At 51.3% G+C, this 14,678-nt stretch carries 20 protein-coding genes; 13 read left to right on the top strand and 7 right to left on the bottom strand.

The window, feature by feature from the left end:
- The first annotated feature begins 57 nt into the window (after window positions 1-57).
- From BLW97_RS11680 to BLW97_RS11650, 7 genes are all read left to right on the top strand, one after another.
- Window positions 58-930: a phosphoribulokinase gene (locus BLW97_RS11680; protein ID WP_010637179.1), complete on the top strand. Its 873-nt coding sequence runs from the start codon at window positions 58-60 to the stop codon at window positions 928-930.
- Between the two features lie 402 nt (window positions 931-1,332).
- A complete protein-coding gene (locus tag BLW97_RS11675) occupies window positions 1,333-2,328 on the top strand; it encodes a DUF3034 family protein (RefSeq protein WP_242947836.1) in 996 nt (331 codons plus the stop codon).
- A gap of 22 nt (window positions 2,329-2,350) precedes the next feature.
- A complete protein-coding gene (locus BLW97_RS11670) occupies window positions 2,351-2,827 on the top strand; it encodes a group I truncated hemoglobin (protein ID WP_010637183.1) in 477 nt (158 codons plus the stop codon).
- Window positions 2,828-2,994: 167 nt separating this feature from the next.
- Window positions 2,995-3,531: an OmpA family protein gene (locus tag BLW97_RS11665; RefSeq protein ID WP_024894819.1), complete on the top strand. Its 537-nt coding sequence runs from the start codon at window positions 2,995-2,997 to the stop codon at window positions 3,529-3,531.
- A gap of 197 nt (window positions 3,532-3,728) precedes the next feature.
- Window positions 3,729-4,058: a hypothetical protein gene (locus BLW97_RS11660; protein WP_024894820.1), complete on the top strand. Its 330-nt coding sequence runs from the start codon at window positions 3,729-3,731 to the stop codon at window positions 4,056-4,058.
- Window positions 4,037-4,552 carry a YiiX/YebB-like N1pC/P60 family cysteine hydrolase gene (locus tag BLW97_RS11655; RefSeq protein ID WP_024894821.1) on the top strand — a complete coding sequence of 172 codons (516 nt, stop codon included), beginning with the start codon at window positions 4,037-4,039 and terminating at the stop codon, window positions 4,550-4,552. The genes BLW97_RS11660 and BLW97_RS11655 overlap by 22 nt, the downstream gene beginning before the upstream one ends.
- 124 nt (window positions 4,553-4,676) lie before the next feature.
- The gene (locus BLW97_RS11650; protein ID WP_075323231.1) at window positions 4,677-4,967 is read left to right on the top strand and encodes an iron oxidase; all 291 of its coding nucleotides are present in this window, start codon (window positions 4,677-4,679) and stop codon (window positions 4,965-4,967) included.
- A gap of 84 nt (window positions 4,968-5,051) precedes the next feature.
- On the opposite strand, the gene BLW97_RS11645 is transcribed toward BLW97_RS11650, so the two are convergent.
- Genes BLW97_RS11645 through BLW97_RS11630 form a run of 4 tightly spaced genes read right to left on the bottom strand, consistent with a single transcriptional unit; the run spans window position 5,052 to window position 7,672 of the window.
- Window positions 5,052-5,855, bottom strand: a complete 804-nt coding sequence (locus BLW97_RS11645; RefSeq protein WP_075323230.1) for a helical membrane plugin domain-containing protein — start codon at window positions 5,853-5,855, stop codon at window positions 5,052-5,054.
- 11 nt (window positions 5,856-5,866) lie between these two features.
- Window positions 5,867-7,006, bottom strand: a complete 1,140-nt coding sequence (locus BLW97_RS11640) for an NAD(P)/FAD-dependent oxidoreductase (protein WP_075323229.1) — start codon at window positions 7,004-7,006, stop codon at window positions 5,867-5,869.
- 45 nt (window positions 7,007-7,051) lie between these two features.
- A complete protein-coding gene (locus BLW97_RS11635; RefSeq protein ID WP_010637198.1) occupies window positions 7,052-7,282 on the bottom strand; it encodes a sulfurtransferase TusA family protein in 231 nt (76 codons plus the stop codon).
- Between the two features lie 12 nt (window positions 7,283-7,294).
- Complete coding sequence (locus BLW97_RS11630; protein ID WP_010637201.1) at window positions 7,295-7,672, bottom strand: DsrE/DsrF/DrsH-like family protein; 378 nt, start codon at window positions 7,670-7,672, stop codon at window positions 7,295-7,297.
- A gap of 357 nt (window positions 7,673-8,029) precedes the next feature.
- Here BLW97_RS11630 and BLW97_RS11625 point away from each other — a divergent pair, with 357 nt between their 5' ends.
- From BLW97_RS11625 to BLW97_RS11605, 5 genes are all read left to right on the top strand, one after another.
- Entirely contained in the window at window positions 8,030-9,427 is a 1,398-nt protein-coding gene (locus BLW97_RS11625; RefSeq protein WP_207650593.1) for a sigma-54 interaction domain-containing protein, read from the top strand.
- Window positions 9,428-9,510: 83 nt separating this feature from the next.
- The gene (locus BLW97_RS11620; protein ID WP_075323228.1) at window positions 9,511-11,055 is read left to right on the top strand and encodes a 2-isopropylmalate synthase; all 1,545 of its coding nucleotides are present in this window, start codon (window positions 9,511-9,513) and stop codon (window positions 11,053-11,055) included.
- Between the two features lie 36 nt (window positions 11,056-11,091).
- Window positions 11,092-11,427, top strand: coding sequence for a thioredoxin family protein (locus BLW97_RS11615; protein ID WP_075323227.1), 336 nt, complete (start codon window positions 11,092-11,094; stop codon window positions 11,425-11,427).
- Window positions 11,424-11,996 (top strand): 1,6-anhydro-N-acetylmuramyl-L-alanine amidase AmpD, encoded by a 573-nt coding sequence (gene ampD, locus BLW97_RS11610; protein ID WP_010637207.1) that lies wholly within the window; start codon window positions 11,424-11,426, stop codon window positions 11,994-11,996. Before BLW97_RS11615 ends, ampD begins: the two co-directional genes overlap by 4 nt.
- Window positions 11,989-12,549, top strand: coding sequence for a hypothetical protein (locus BLW97_RS11605; protein ID WP_010637208.1), 561 nt, complete (start codon window positions 11,989-11,991; stop codon window positions 12,547-12,549). The genes ampD and BLW97_RS11605 overlap by 8 nt, the downstream gene beginning before the upstream one ends.
- On the opposite strand, the gene BLW97_RS11600 is transcribed toward BLW97_RS11605, so the two are convergent.
- Window positions 12,504-13,208, bottom strand: a complete 705-nt coding sequence (locus BLW97_RS11600; RefSeq protein WP_010637209.1) for an epoxyqueuosine reductase QueH — start codon at window positions 13,206-13,208, stop codon at window positions 12,504-12,506. The two genes, BLW97_RS11605 and BLW97_RS11600, sit on opposite strands and share 46 nt — an antisense overlap.
- A 77-nt stretch (window positions 13,209-13,285) precedes the next feature.
- On the opposite strand from BLW97_RS11600, the gene BLW97_RS11595 reads away from it, so the two are divergent.
- The gene (locus BLW97_RS11595; protein WP_010637210.1) at window positions 13,286-13,615 is read left to right on the top strand and encodes a 4a-hydroxytetrahydrobiopterin dehydratase; all 330 of its coding nucleotides are present in this window, start codon (window positions 13,286-13,288) and stop codon (window positions 13,613-13,615) included.
- A 44-nt stretch (window positions 13,616-13,659) separates the two neighbouring features.
- On the opposite strand, the gene BLW97_RS11590 is transcribed toward BLW97_RS11595, so the two are convergent.
- Both BLW97_RS11590 and BLW97_RS11585 read right to left on the bottom strand, forming a co-directional pair.
- Window positions 13,660-13,962 (bottom strand): hypothetical protein, encoded by a 303-nt coding sequence (locus tag BLW97_RS11590; RefSeq protein ID WP_010637211.1) that lies wholly within the window; start codon window positions 13,960-13,962, stop codon window positions 13,660-13,662.
- A 190-nt stretch (window positions 13,963-14,152) separates the two neighbouring features.
- Window positions 14,153-14,678 (bottom strand): heterodisulfide reductase-related iron-sulfur binding cluster (locus tag BLW97_RS11585; RefSeq protein WP_242947800.1); only part of this gene is annotated, 526 nt, incomplete at its 5' end.

The raw sequence follows: 14,678 nt of genomic DNA, 5'->3' as shown, positions 1-14,678 counted from the left end.
ACGGCCATGGAATATATTGGTCAGCAAAAGAATTTTTCACTATAAGAGGTTCATACCATGTCTAAAAAGTATCCTGTTGTTGCGGTCACCGGCTCTTCGGGAGCTGGTACAACTACGGTCAAACATGCATTTCATGACATTTTCCGGCGCCTGAAGGTCAATCCGGTCATCATTGAAGGAGACAGTTTTCACCGTTATAACCGGGCGGAAATGCGTGAAGCCATTGCCAAAGCAGCAGCAGAAGGTAAGACCATCAGCCACTTTGGTCCCGAAGGTAATGATTTTGAGTCTCTGGAACGTCTGTTCCGTAGTTACGGAGAGACCGGTCATGGCCAGATGCGTTACTACGTGCATGATGATGAGGAAGCGGAACTGCGGGGTAGTGCTCCGGGAACCTTTACGCCATGGCAGGATATGCCTACTGGCACCGATCTGCTTTTTTATGAAGGGCTGCACGGCGGGGTGAAAACCGAAGATGTGGATGTCGCCAATTATGTGGATCTTCTGGTTGGTGTCGTGCCGGTTGTGAATCTCGAATGGATCCAGAAAATTCATCGAGATAATTCTCAGCGTGGGTATTCAGCGGAAGCCATTGTGGACACAATTTTGCGCCGCATGCCGGATTATATTAATCATATAACTCCCCAGTTTTCGCGCGCGCATATCAACTTTCAACGTGTTCCTTTGGTGGATACATCCAATCCTTTCATTGCCCGGGATATTCCCACACCTGATGAGAGCATGGTAGTCATTCGCTTTCGGGATCACAAAATTGAGCATTTCCCGACCTTATTGCAAATGATTCCCGGAAGCTTCATGTCGCGTTCCAATACCTTGGTTATTCCAGGTACGAAAATGGGCTTCGCCATGGAAGTGATTCTCGGGCCGCGCATTGAACAGATGCTGGATGAAAAAAAAGAAGCACTCTGATAGCGCGTTAGTTTCATCCTGGTGACATCCGGTATCGGTAACATCGATACCGGATTTTTTATGTCCTGCATTTTAAGCCAGAGAAGACAGATCAGCAGTTTCTGTCATGACGAAACTGTAGAGATGTCATGACGTGTCATGCAGAATCAGAAGAAATACAAACAGTTCTATTTGTATGATGTGTTGATGCTTGTTCATAATAAACAAGTTGTTACAAATAATTCTTGGGTTTTGTAGAGGTTTCTGAGATTTTGGCCCCTTTCTTGCTATTAAGTGTTTTGAGTGCTCTGGCATTCAAGAACCGCTTAACGGCTAGGAGGAGGTATGAAAATTATGGGTAAGTCTGCGAAATCACCCGCTACAAAAGCAGTCATTCTGGCAGTGGCCTGCACGTTGGGTGCAATGGTCCCTGTGGCCGCCAATGCGGCGATAGGTTCGGCCTGTTTATTTGGCCAGGGCCGTATTTTGGGCACCGGAGCAGTAACAGCGATAGACGGTGCTGCTGGTGGTGGTATCAACCCCTGGGCAGTGATTTCGGGTTATGGCACCAATCAGCAAATTGGCGCGACCGCTTTTTATTCACATGTATTGCTGAACAACTATAACTTGAACGCTTACGGCGCATCGGTCGGATTATTCAACCGTATTGAGATCTCTTTTGCCCGGCAGGGGTTTAGTTTAGGCAATACGGGTCAAACGCTCGATCATCGTATCCTAAGTGTTGTGAGTGGATCGTCGGTGCCTTTGGGAACTTCCACGACTTCTGCAGCACTTGGTCTGAGCGGACCCGCATTTTTTGGCAGCAACTATGATCTGAATCAGGACATTGTCGGCTTAAAGGCAAGACTTTTCGGTAACGTTGTCTATGATCAGAATTGGTGGGAACCGGAGGTATCCGTCGGCGTTGATTTCCATCATAACGAAATGCCCAAAAATCTGGCGGACACTCTGCATGTAGCGCGCAATGGGGTCAGTTATTACCTGAGTGCAACTAAGGTTTGGCTGAATGGTCTGTTCGGTTTAACGACATTAGCGGACGTGAATATTGATGTGACCAATGCGAACCAGCAAGGCTTGTTAGGTTTTGGTGGTGTCAACGGCATGCGTTACAAAGTCCTTCCCGCAGCCTCTGTGGGTGTTTTCTTGAACCGTCATGTGGTACTTGGTGCAGAATATCGAGATATGCCACAGAACCAGCTGATTGCCCCGTCGAGTGGTGCGGGTAATTTCAGCACATTGGGGAATGCAGTATCCAAGACGAGCGCCTGGAAAGACGTGTATGTCGCCTGGTTCCCCTACAAGCAGCTTTCTGTGACGGCGGCCTATGTGGATTTGGGTACTATTGCCACAGAAAAGAACCAAAACGGTCTGTATTTATCTCTGACCAGCAGCTTCTGACCTAATTTAAGAGGAGTTTACCATGTCATTTATACCAACCTCTTCCCGTTTTTCGGCAGTAGCCAAGGGTGTCGCTTTGGCGGCAGGGTTTACGGCTGTTGCCATGATGGGAATTTCGACCGCATCCGCTCAGGATTACTATGCCCAGTACGGCGGTAAGGCGGGCATTACCAAGCTGATTAATACGTTTGTGGGTAATGTTGCGAATGACCCGCACATCAACTACTACTTCGCACATACCAATATCCCCCACCTGAAGTACGAATTGGTGCAGCAGGTGTGTATGGCGGTGGGCGGTCCCTGCAAATACACCGGTCTGAGTATGCGTAAAGCCCATGAAGGGATGGGTGTTACTACGGCAGCCTTCAACTATCTGGCTCAGGACATGATGGATGCGATGCAAACCCAAAGGATTCCCATGTCGGCGCAGAATTACCTGATTGCTATTCTGGCTTCCATGGAACCACAAATCGTCACCGCTAACGGCCCCTTGGGCTGAAAAGGGACATCAAGTAAATGTTGTATGCAGTCTCCTCCTCCCGCTAGCAAAATCGGGAACTTCAGGCTCCATCCTGGATGGGGCCTATTTTGTCATTGAATTTATTGGTTAAAATTGTAGAAAATGAATGCATCTACCCAAAAAATCAGCTACTAAGGAGACGTAATATGAAAAAAATATACAAGCAAACACTGGCTGTGGCAGTGGTCCTGGCCGCTGCTGGCTGCGGTACTAATCCTTTTGCCTGTTCTCCCGGGATTCCCCCGGCCGCACCTGCGGCTCCAGCCGCAAAACCCGCACCTGTGGCACCTATTGCACCGGTGCAGCATACGGTTTTGGAGAGTAAACCTATTACTATTACCGGGATTAATTTCCAGACCAATTCTTCCAAACTGATCAGTCATGATATTGCCGTGCTGGATCAGGTGGCCGATTTTGCCCATAAACATTCAGCCGCTGTTCTGGATGTGAATGGTTACTGCAGTAAAACGGGTAGTTTTGCTTACAATCAAAAACTCTCTGAGCAACGTGCACAGAGTGTTGCTGGTTATCTGGAAGCGCATGGTGTAGCTGCTTCACGGATTGTGACGAAGGGACATTCCTATCTGGATCCCGTCGCCAGCAATGCGACGCCACAGGGACGTTTCCTGAATCAGCGCGTAGAAATCAATTCCAGTATCAAGGTACATAAAACTGTGCACTAACTGGCTTGATGAATCACCAGTCAAGACGTCATGATCAACAGGCAATGCGCTTAAGGTATTGCCTGTTTTTCTTTGGATCGCTTTAATCGAGGAGAATTTGTGTGCGAAGTATTCTAAAAAAATTCACAGTGGCTGGATTAACAGTGGGAATCTCAGCCTGTGGACTGTTTTCGAGTCCAGGGCCAGAGAATACGGCTATGCATTTTGTGCATGGTATGGCGAAAGGGGACATCCAGAAGGTAGACAAACTGGTTTATTGGGGACCTGAAGTGCAAAATCCTGCACAACCCTATGCAATGCGGCTCGAAGAAGCGAAAGTGAATGGATATGTGATGGCTACTTATCAGCGTCTGCAAGCTGAAGGCGGTTTGAAGGAGGCCAAAATAGTCAAAAACCAACGGACCATGATACATGGCATTGAGCATGCCACGGTGATTATCAGCCTGATTCCTGAGAAAGGAAGCCCTCGGAATACGACGTTGCAACTGGTACGCAGGGACGGGAAATGGTTCGTGAGTGTGGACTGACGGCATATCTACTGCTTCGCGAAGGGCTGGGGGTAGAGGCACGCCTGGTGCGCCTCAAAAATCGCGGGCCCTGGACGCATGTCGGGGTTTTGGTAGGTGGTGCTTTATTTGAAAGCATACCGTCTACGGAACGCACCCGAGGTGGGGTGCATATGGGTAGCCTGGACGATTTTTGTGCGCCGGAACGTGCTGTAAAAGTGGGCTACATACCGATTAGCTTGGTAGAACCACAGTGTGAAAATTTGTTTCACTGGTGTCATAAACAGGTGAAGTTGCGTATTCCTTTTGATGATAATTATGACTTGCAGGATGATCGGGCATTATATTGTTCCGAGTTTGTTTATAAGGCATTTTTGCAAATACAGATCAACCTGATCTCAGCGGAGTTAAGTACTTTATCCATACCCTTGGTAGGGGTGCGGAAGGTGGTATTTCCGGGAGATTTGATCGGAATGAAGCCGGTATTCAATAATGTTTTTACTCTACGCAGTTGATTGTCCAATTATGAATATATGATGGGGATCAATTTTCTGTTGCCTGCATCCATTCCGGCGCAGATTACGTAGAACTAAGTGGGCCCTTTATAGGCGCCTCATTCATCATTTGGGAGAATATACTATGAAATCTATGAATCGTCGTGAATGGTTGAAATCAACAGGTAAAATAGCCGCAGCGGCCGCAGTGGCTCCTTTGGTGTTTTCATCCATGGCTGAGGCTGGTACTGCAGGTGGGTTGCAAAGCAAAAGTTCTGTCAGTTATCAGGATCATCCCAGTGGCAAGGACATGTGCAGTAATTGCGCACATTTTGTACCGGGAGCCTCTCCCAGTGCGGATGGCACCTGTAAAGTGGTTGCGGGCAAAATCAGCCCACATGGATATTGCTTTGCCTATGCACCTATTTCTAGCTAACGCTTAAATAAAAAAGCCCCTGAACAACAGGGGCTGCAAGCGGGGCGAGTAGAACACGTTAAAACGGTAAAAGTTAGTTCATGATCAGTGCCTGAGTCGGCAGGAACGGAAATGTTTGCCGACCAGCATGAGGAACTGGATGGTTTGCTGGGTTTCCGGTTTTTTCATCATGTCCCAGAGTCCGGCGATTCCTCCCTTGGGAATGGGGGCGCTGGCGGCCTCCTCAGTGGCGCCACTGAGGCAGTGCAGGAAATCGGTGAGGATATGATCCTGATCCATTTTCTCAGCGACAGCGAGCAAACGGTCCATGACCCCGGTGCGCGTTGCCCGATCCAGCAGGCACATAGCATCAGTTGCCAAAGTGGCCAGGCGTGAGACCATCTCATCATTCATAGAATCGCCAGCGGCACCCGCCATGCGGGCCAGATGAACGATGCGCTCCAGATCGCCGTTTTCGACCAGTGCCGAGATGGCCGGTAAAGCATTGACCACCTGACTGCGGTTCACCCGATCCAGTAAATCCATGCCATCGCTGGCCAGACCGGCCAAGCGACCCACCATTTCATCGCTCATGGAATCGGCGGCGGCCCCACTCAGCCGGGCCAGTTGCACGATGCGCTCCAGATCCCCGTTTTCCACCAGGGAGCTGATGGCCGGCAGGGCCCGCGCCACCTGACTGCGGGTGACCTGATCCACCAAATCCAGACCGTCGCTGGCCAACCCCGCCAGACGACCCACCATCTCATCACTCATGGAGTCTGCTGCCGCACCACTCAGTCGTGCTAGGTGCACAATGCGTTCGAGATCCCCGTTCTGCACCAGATGGACTAGGGCTTCCTGGGCGCGTTGCAGTTCATCTTCAGAAGTTTCTGCCATGACCGCAGCCATACGTCACCTCCTCAGAGTAAACCACGGGCGGTAGCCCAATAGAGTTTGTTATAGGACATCTTGAAGGCGTGTACGGCTCCGGTAGGCGCTTTCGGCTGGGGTGGGGTTTTATAATCGAACATGGCATACGTTGCCCGGTCCTTGCCCGCCTCAATGAAGCAGAACACCTTGCCATCATAACTGCGCACCGGCCGTCCCATCTTGATGACCGCCGCCACATTCTCGGCAGCCACTTCCGCTTCGAAGTGGGCGGTTGAACCGGCCTTACTGATGGGCAAATTGGTGGTATCTCCCAGTACCAGAACATTCTTGCCATGTTCTCCTTCCATGTGCAGGGAAGAGCGATTGGTGGGAATCCAGCCGTTTTCACCCAGACCGTTCTTCTCGATGACTTCCTGACCCTTATGGGGCGGCACGGCTACCAGCAGATCGTATTTCACTGCTCCGCCTTCTTCACTCAGTACCTGGGCATTCTTACCATCCACTTCCTTCATGTTGAATAGGGTTTCGTATTTAATGCCCATCCGGTCAAATTCCGGCGCTGCCCACTTGGCGACATTTTCCAGACTGTGAACCCGGCCAATGGGGTAGGTGTAGTAGAACTCGGTCTTGTCCAGCAGGCCGCGATCCTTGATGAAGTCGTGCATGGCGAAGGTGATCTCCAGGGGAATCATCGGGCACTTGTGCGGCAGACCGACGGTGACCACGATGCGTCCACCCTTGAAGTCCGACAGTTGCTTGAAGAATTCGACGGCATTTTCTGCAGTATAGCAGTTGATGGAATTTTCCTTGAGACCGGGAACTTTCTCGGGCAGGGCACGCGAACCGGTCGAAATGACGATGAGGTCATACTCATGCACCTTGCCGCTTTTGCATTTGACATGGTTCTCGGCCAGATGAAATTCTTCAACCGGATCCACATTAAATTCAATCCCCGGCTCCAGCAGGCTTTGCTGTTCGCGGACCAGTTCATCGGGCGTCGCCCGACCCATGGCGACATACAACCAGCCGGGTTGATACACATGCTCATGACTGGCGGACAACATCGTGATGCGTGCCTTGCCGGTTTTCATTTCATGGTGAATACGCCGTGCCAGATGATTGGCAAAAATAGTACCGCCCATACCGCCACCTATGACCAGAATTCTCATGATGTCACTCTCCTTAGGGTTTTACGCCTGCGATTGTTTGTGCGCTTACTTGGCCTTGCGGACCCGAATGTGCCAGGTGCCTTCGCCGTCCTGCTCAGTATCTACCATTTCGTGACCGACTTTTTTGATCCACTCCGGCACATCCGCAGCAGAACCGGCATCTGTGGACAACAATTCCAGGGTGTCCCCGACCTGCATCATTTTCATGTTGGAAATCAGTTCCATCAGCGGCCCCGGACAAAAACTGCCACGGGCATCTACAACGCGTTCACTCATGTGCTCCTCCTTTTAAAAAGTCAGAATCTGACCATTTTCGGCGTCACTCAGGAATTTGGTCAGGCCCAGAGGCCCGGCTACGATTTCCTCCATGCCGTCCTCTTTGACGCCGAGAACATCCATAGCCATGGAGCAAGCCCAGATTTTGGCATCGCCCAGTTCCACCGCCTGCTCGAAAATCTGGTAGAAGGGGGGCACTTTACGTTCGGCCATGACTTCTCCCAGCTTGCCTTCAGCGGGGGCTTCCTTACTATGACCCTTCACAAAGTAGGGGAAGGCGTTCATCGACAGAAAAATATGGACGTCGGTTCCGGATACCGCCGCTACGGACGCCGCCATGGCGGCGAATTGCAACTTCTCGCGCTCGCCACTTAAACAAATTATGTACATGCCTGACATTTTGTCTCCCCATCGTAAGTGAATAGTTCAGTAATAGCAGTAAATATGCCAGCCTGTATGGACGTTATTAGATTGAAGCTAACTCGCTTATCACGCTAGATAATTAAAAATTAAGAATAAACTAATTAACTGTATTGCTAACTCATTTTTATATCGCGACGGATGAAATGTGTCATGACATGTCATGACATGTGCTGACAAGCAGAACACCTTGTTCATAAACAAATATAATTAAGTTATGGTAATAGAAATTTTCTTGCATCCAAAAAGAAAGAGGATGCGTATTATTTACGAAAGGATATTTTTTAGATCTTAAAAGCAGTAGCCGACCAGACGCCGAGGCAAATTATGGAAATGCAGAATCGTGACCGTACTACTCCTGATGTGCATAAGCCCACAAAAAAGCATCAGTCAGCAACTGGTCTGGATGTTCAGAGTGTTTTGAATATTCAGCAGAATCCAATGGTTTTGATTGATGACCACTACCGGATCATTGCGGCGAACCGGGCCTATCAGGAAGCCTATGGCGTGCAATCCGACGAGGTCATAGGACGTTGCTGTCATGAAATTTCCCACCATTCGCCGGTGCCTTGCCATATGCGTGGAGAAGATTGTCCCCATCAGGCTGTTTTTACAACGGGAGAAGCCCACGATGTCCGGCACATTCACTATGATCACCAGAATCATGCTGAACATGTGCGTATTCGTGGACATGCCATCAAAGATCAGGAAGGGAATACCTATCTTGGTGAGGAAATCATTCGCTTGCCGCATCAGGAAGAAGACATTACTTGTGGTGACATGCGCATGGTGGGCCGTTCTCCGGCATTCATGAAATGTCTGAATCACATTGAAATGGCGGGCCGTACGGATGCCAGTATTTTGCTTTATGGTGAAAGTGGGGTCGGCAAGGAGTTGGCAGCCAGCGCGCTGCATCAATTTTCTGCACGTGCATCTGAAGCATTTATTACTGTGGATTGTACCTCGCTACCAGAAACACTTTTTGAAAGTGAAATCCTGGGTCATGAAAGAGGGGCTTTCACAGGTTGTCTGGGACGTAAGCGTGGACTGTATGAAATGGCCGACCGGGGAACCCTGTTTCTGGATGAGGTGGGGGAATTGCCCTTAAGTATGCAGGCTAAATTATTGCGGGTTCTGGAAACCGGGACTTTCCGGCGTTTGGGGGGCTCAGAGACCTTGCATGCCGATGTGCGTATCATCGCGGCGACCAACCGTAATTTATTGGAAATGGCCGGGCAAAGACAATTTCGGGAGGATTTATATTATCGTCTCGCGGCTATTACCATTGATTTACCGCCCTTGCGGGATCGTCGTGATGATATTGCGGGTATTGCGGCGGTGTTGCTGGAACGCATTGGTAAAAGTTGGGGGGGGCAGTGGACGCTGTCGAAAGATGCAGAACGGCGCCTGTTTACTTATGATTTTCCGGGAAATGTTCGGGAGTTGCGCAATATTCTGCAAAAAGCAGCAGCACTGGCGGATGGACCGGTTATTCAGGCAAATCATCTGAATTTTACGGGAGCCAGACCAGCGTTTGAGGCGCATGCGGCTTCGCCGGGTGCAGTGAGAGATTTTGGACCTGCGCCATCAGTCCAACGCGGTGGCGCGCAACCGGATGATCTGGAGGCTTTGTTGCGTCAGTATCAAGGCAACCGGCGGAGGGTGGCGGAAACCCTCGGGGTCAGTGAGCGCACTGTTTATCGCTGGTTGCGGCGAGGTGCCTGAATCCTTCACGAAGAAGATGCGTTGTCTTCGTTAATTGTCTGTAGCGGGGTACAATCCTCTCAATTGATTGGGAGACACAAGCTATGACAACGTCCAAAGAGCATTTGATTATTTTTGACACTACCTTGCGCGACGGCGAGCAATCTCCGGGCGCTTCCATGACCCGCGATGAAAAGTTGCGCATTGCCCAGGCCTTGGAACGCTTGCAGGTGGATGTCATTGAAGCAGGCTTTCCGGTCGCCAGCCCCGGAGATTTTGCCGCCGTGCAGGCTATCGCCAGGACCGTACGGGAAAGTAGGGTATGCGGGCTGTCGCGGGCGCGCGATGAAGACATTCGCCGTGCCGGTGAGGCGTTGAAGGAAGCCAATGCTGCACGTATTCATACCTTCATTGCCACCAGCCCGATTCATATGCAGGCAAAATTACGGATGAGCCCGGAACAGGTCCTGGAACGTGCGGTGGCTGCGGTAAAACTGGCGCGGCAGTATTGTGATGATGTGGAGTTTTCAGCGGAAGATGCGGGCCGTTCCGAGGAGGATTTTCTGTGCCGGGTGATTGAAGCGGTCATTCAGGCGGGAGCCCGTACCATCAATATTCCTGACACCGTTGGTTATAATCTGCCGGATCGCTTTGGTCAGTTGATTGCCAATTTGCGCAACCGGATTCCCAACGCCGATCAAGCCATTTTTTCGGTACATTGCCACAATGATCTGGGCCTGGCGGTGGCCAACTCCCTGTCTGCCGTGCAGCATGGTGCCCGACAGGTTGAATGCACGATCAACGGTCTGGGTGAAAGGGCGGGTAATGCCGCCCTTGAAGAAATCGTGATGGCGGTGCGTACGCGGCAAGATGCTTTTGTCTGTGATACCCGCATTGATACCAGCCAGATTGTGGCTACCAGCAAGCTGGTGTCTACCATTACCGGCTTTCCGGTCCAGCCCAACAAGGCCATTGTCGGGGCTAATGCTTTTGCCCATGAGTCAGGCATTCACCAGGATGGTGTGCTCAAGCATCGGGAGACCTATGAGATCATGCGTGCGGAAGATGTGGGCTGGTCGGCCAATCGCATGACGCTGGGAAAACTTTCCGGTCGGGCGGCAGTCCGTGCGCGTCTGGAGGCGTTGGGTATTCATCTGGAAAAAGATACGCTGGATCAGGTTTTTGCCCGCTTCAAGGATCTTGCCGACCGCAAGGCAGAAATATTTGATGAAGACCTGCAGGCGCTGGTCAACGAAGATCTGCAGGAAGAGCAGGCTGAACATTATCGTCTGGGTTATTTGCGGGTTTGCTCGGAAATGGGTACACATCCCGAAGCTACGGTGGAAGTCTGGGTGGACGGGGTGGCCAAAACCGCCAAGGCCGTAGGTGGCGGGCCGGTAGATGCGGCATTCCAGGCCATGGAAAGTATTTTGAAAAGTGAAACCCGTTTGCTGCTGTATTCAGTCAATGCTATTACCACAGGTACCGATGCCCAGGGCGATGTGACCGTGCGTCTGCAGGACGCCAGTGGTCGGGCCGTCAATGGACAGGGTGCCGATACTGATATTGTTGTGGCCAGTGCCAAGGCTTACCTTTCGGCGATGAATCGCCTGCAGGGTCCGTCACAACGCCAGCATCCGCAACTTTAACTCAGCATGGACGTACGATGAGGGTAACTATAGGTAATGGAAACTGTTTCTGAACTGGGTTTTTGGCAGCGTATGGCGGAAACCCGGGGTGAAGTCATTTTGTTTTTCAGCTCTGCAGGCTGTCATTCCTGTCGGATCTGGCGGCGGTTGCTGAAAAATCTGGAAGATAACCGGGGTGGTCTACAGGTTTGGGAGATTGATGCCGGCATTGATATGGGTATTACCCAGGAATTCGAGGTGTATCACCTGCCTGCTCTGTTCCTGTTTCATAACGGCCAATATCAACGTCCGATTCAGGTTGAGGCGCGGGTCCATGCTCTCGAGCAATGGCTGGACGCGCATGCTGATCTCCCTCCTGAAGAACTTCCTTGAATCCTGATCTGCTCAATCCTTGGAATGCGGCGGGCTGGCATGCCATGGCGCATGCTGCACCCTCGCCCTATTTTGATCAAAGGCCTGTGGGCGGAGATATTGATCTGCTGGTTGTTCATGCCATCAGTTTGCCCCCGGAACAATTTGGGAGTGGCGAGGTGCCACGATTTTTCACGGGACTTCTGGATTTTGACCAGGATCCTTATTATGAACAGTTAAGAAACTTGCGGGTGTCTGCACATTTTTTCATTGAACGAGATGGCAAGCTTTGGCAGCATGTGAGCGTCTGGGATCGCGCCTGGCATGCAGGCGTATCTTCATGGCAAGGCCGTTCTGCCTGTAACGATTACAGTGTCGGTGTGGAGCTGGAAGGCAGTGAATCCAGCAAATTTCTGCCCATTCAATATCAATGTCTGGCGGCTTTAAGCCGGGATCTGCAAAAACTGTTTCCGGCTATGCTGCGAGAACGCATTGTCGGCCACGCAGATGTTGCGCCTGGACGCAAATGGGATCCCGGTCCGGGTTTTTCCTGGGACTATTTTACAGAGGTATATGCAGCGCATGGCTGAAATCAGAGAAGCACCAAAACGTGACTGGCGACGTGGCTGGACCGGACCCTTGGTCGTATTTGTTCTGCTGGTGTTGGGAACCCTGTGGTGGCTGGGCGTGTTTAATTCCGCCCAAGTGCTTGAAGAAACCGGTTCAGTCCATGCTTATATTTATCAGAATTTTCAGGGTACCTATCGGCAGATGGTCAAGGCCAGAGGCAAATTATCGCCGCAGTTGCCCGCCGATTTGCGCGGGCATCCTGAAATCACGATGATGGAAAATGAAAGCGGTAGCGGCGGAGATGCGATGGTTAAGGCGCGGATCGGCTATCTAGTAAATGCCGGCGATGCGACGCCACCGGGGTGGTTAAGAGGGGATTGGCCCGCACAGAGGGTGGCAAAAGTGGAGGTGAACGCAAATGCGGCCATCGCTTCGTGGAAGGCCTATTCCGCCCTGGATGACTGGGGAAAGGCCAGAGGAATGCCTTTACATTATCCCTTGTTTGAAATGATGGGGCCGGGTAATCGTTATGTGTTATTGATGCCTCTGGATAAATCACCGGCCTCTTCCTGACGGACGTTGTCCTTGCCATAGAATTTGATGCCACGAATAATTTTTTCGCGGCCCTGACTCAGGCGGTGCAGGTTGGTATCACGCAGGGAATAGACGCATCCGCAGTATTCCTGCTGATAAAACTGTTCCTGCTTGGCTATTTCAATCATGCGGGCGCTACCACCGCCCTTGCGCCAGTTGTAGTCCCAATATTGCAGTCCTGCATGACGGGATGCTGCCCGGGCACCACAGGCATTGATCTGTTCCATATCTTTCCAGCGCGATATCCCCAGGGTGCTGCTGAAGACGCTGAAGCCATGCTCCGCTGCATACAGTGCCGAACGCTCAAAGCGCATGTCGAAACAGGCCGTGCAGCGCTCGCCGCGCTCCGGTTCCCATTCCAGGCCTTTCACCCGGGCAAACCAGTTGTCCTTGTCATAATCCAGGTCAATGAAAGGCACGCCTAATGCCTCGGCATAGCGGATATTTTCTTCCTTGCGCAATTCATATTCGGCCTGCGGGTGGATGTTCGGATTGTAAAATAGCACCGTAAATTCGATACCGGCTTTGCGAATGTCATCCATGATGGGACCAGCACAAGGTGCACAGCAGGAGTGCAGGAGAACATGCGTACTGCCGTCGGGTGTCTGCAACGGTGAGGGAGGCGTTTTTTTGGACATGAATGATACCTGAAAAAGCACTATGCTAATGACAAGCATACAACCCATCAGTCTATTTGCCAAAAAGGAGTTTAGCGATGCCCAGTGATTTGCGACAGGGAAAATGTCAGGCTTGTGAAGGCGGTGTCGAGAAACTTGCGGATGATAATGTTGCCGGGCGTATTGGGAGTGTACCCGGATGGTGCCTAGAGCAAGGCAGTTTATGCAGGGATTTTCAATTCAAAAACTTTTACGAAACCATGGCGTTCGTGAACGCTGTAGCGTGGATTGCGGATCGTGAAGATCATCATCCAGACATGGAAATAGGTTATGGACACTGCCTGCTGCGCTATTCAACCCATGCAGTCAAGGGGATCACCGAAAATGATTTTATTTGTGCTGCACAGGTGAATCAACTGCTGGAATGAAACATGATGGTTTCACCCCAGCTGCCTAACTGCCGTTGTTAGGATCAGGCGTTGTTGGCAGGACGCAGCAGCGGGCGCATGCCTTCGCGAACCTGACGCTGAATGAATGCAACGCGGCCGGGTTCTTTTTTGTCCAGTTCTGCGGCACATTCTGAATTGGTCAGCGCGGCAGCACTGAGCATGACTTCCAGCTCGCAGGTGTCAACTTTGGGATCAGTCAGGGCGGCAGGTGCTACATTCATCTGATCACCTACATGCCAGAACATCCGCGCATTCCACATGCGCAGACGGACGTTGGGATTTTGGAAAAGTTCTACGCAACGGGTATTGATAGCCTTGCTGTCCACAGTCTTCCTCCTGTCAAAACGGATCATTTCATCGCCTGTTCGGGCGAGCGTGCTTAAGCATACTCGAAAAAGGTACCTGAAGGGGAGTTTTTTGGGGATTGAAGTATTCCATGCCCGGATAGATTTCGTATGGTAATAAAAAACCCCGCAGCAAGGCGGGGTTTTATCAGCGTGATGCTCTTTCAACTACTCAGGCAGATGCGCCCGCTTTCATGTTGATATGTTGGTTAGTGGCGAGTTCGGGGTTGTAGAGGTATTCCACATTGCCCTGCTCGACCTGTTTGAGGTATTCCTGGAAGTCGGCTTTGGCCTTGTCCCAGCTGATGCCCATTTTTTCCACCAGATCTTCACAGGGTGAAGCATGCCACTGGAGCTGGACGATCTTGAAGGGATCAGCGCCACAGGCCAGGGCGGCCAGCTGCACGTCTGCAATGATCGGGATGCTGTAGTTCATGTCATGGGCCTTGCCGATCCACTGGTTCTTGTCCATGGTGGTGATACAGCCGGTGTCAATGCCAATCATGACGTCGGCGTTGGCTTCTTCCCGGGCCACCTTGATCTTGCGGTTCATGGTGAAGCTGCGGGTGAATTCGCGCTCGGAGATGATGTGCCGGAAGCCAAAGCCACAGCAGTCATACCAAGTGGAGTAGTCGATGACCTGGGCTCCCAGCGCCTGCGCGACCGAGGTGCCAACGGCCGTGCGGTTGCCACCGAGA

Origin of the sequence: Acidithiobacillus albertensis (assembly GCF_001931655.1) — a bacterium.
Lineage (GTDB): Bacteria > Pseudomonadota > Gammaproteobacteria > Acidithiobacillales > Acidithiobacillaceae > Acidithiobacillus > Acidithiobacillus thiooxidans.
Note: the sequence above shows the minus strand (reverse complement) of the source record. Positions and strands in the feature narration are given on the sequence as shown.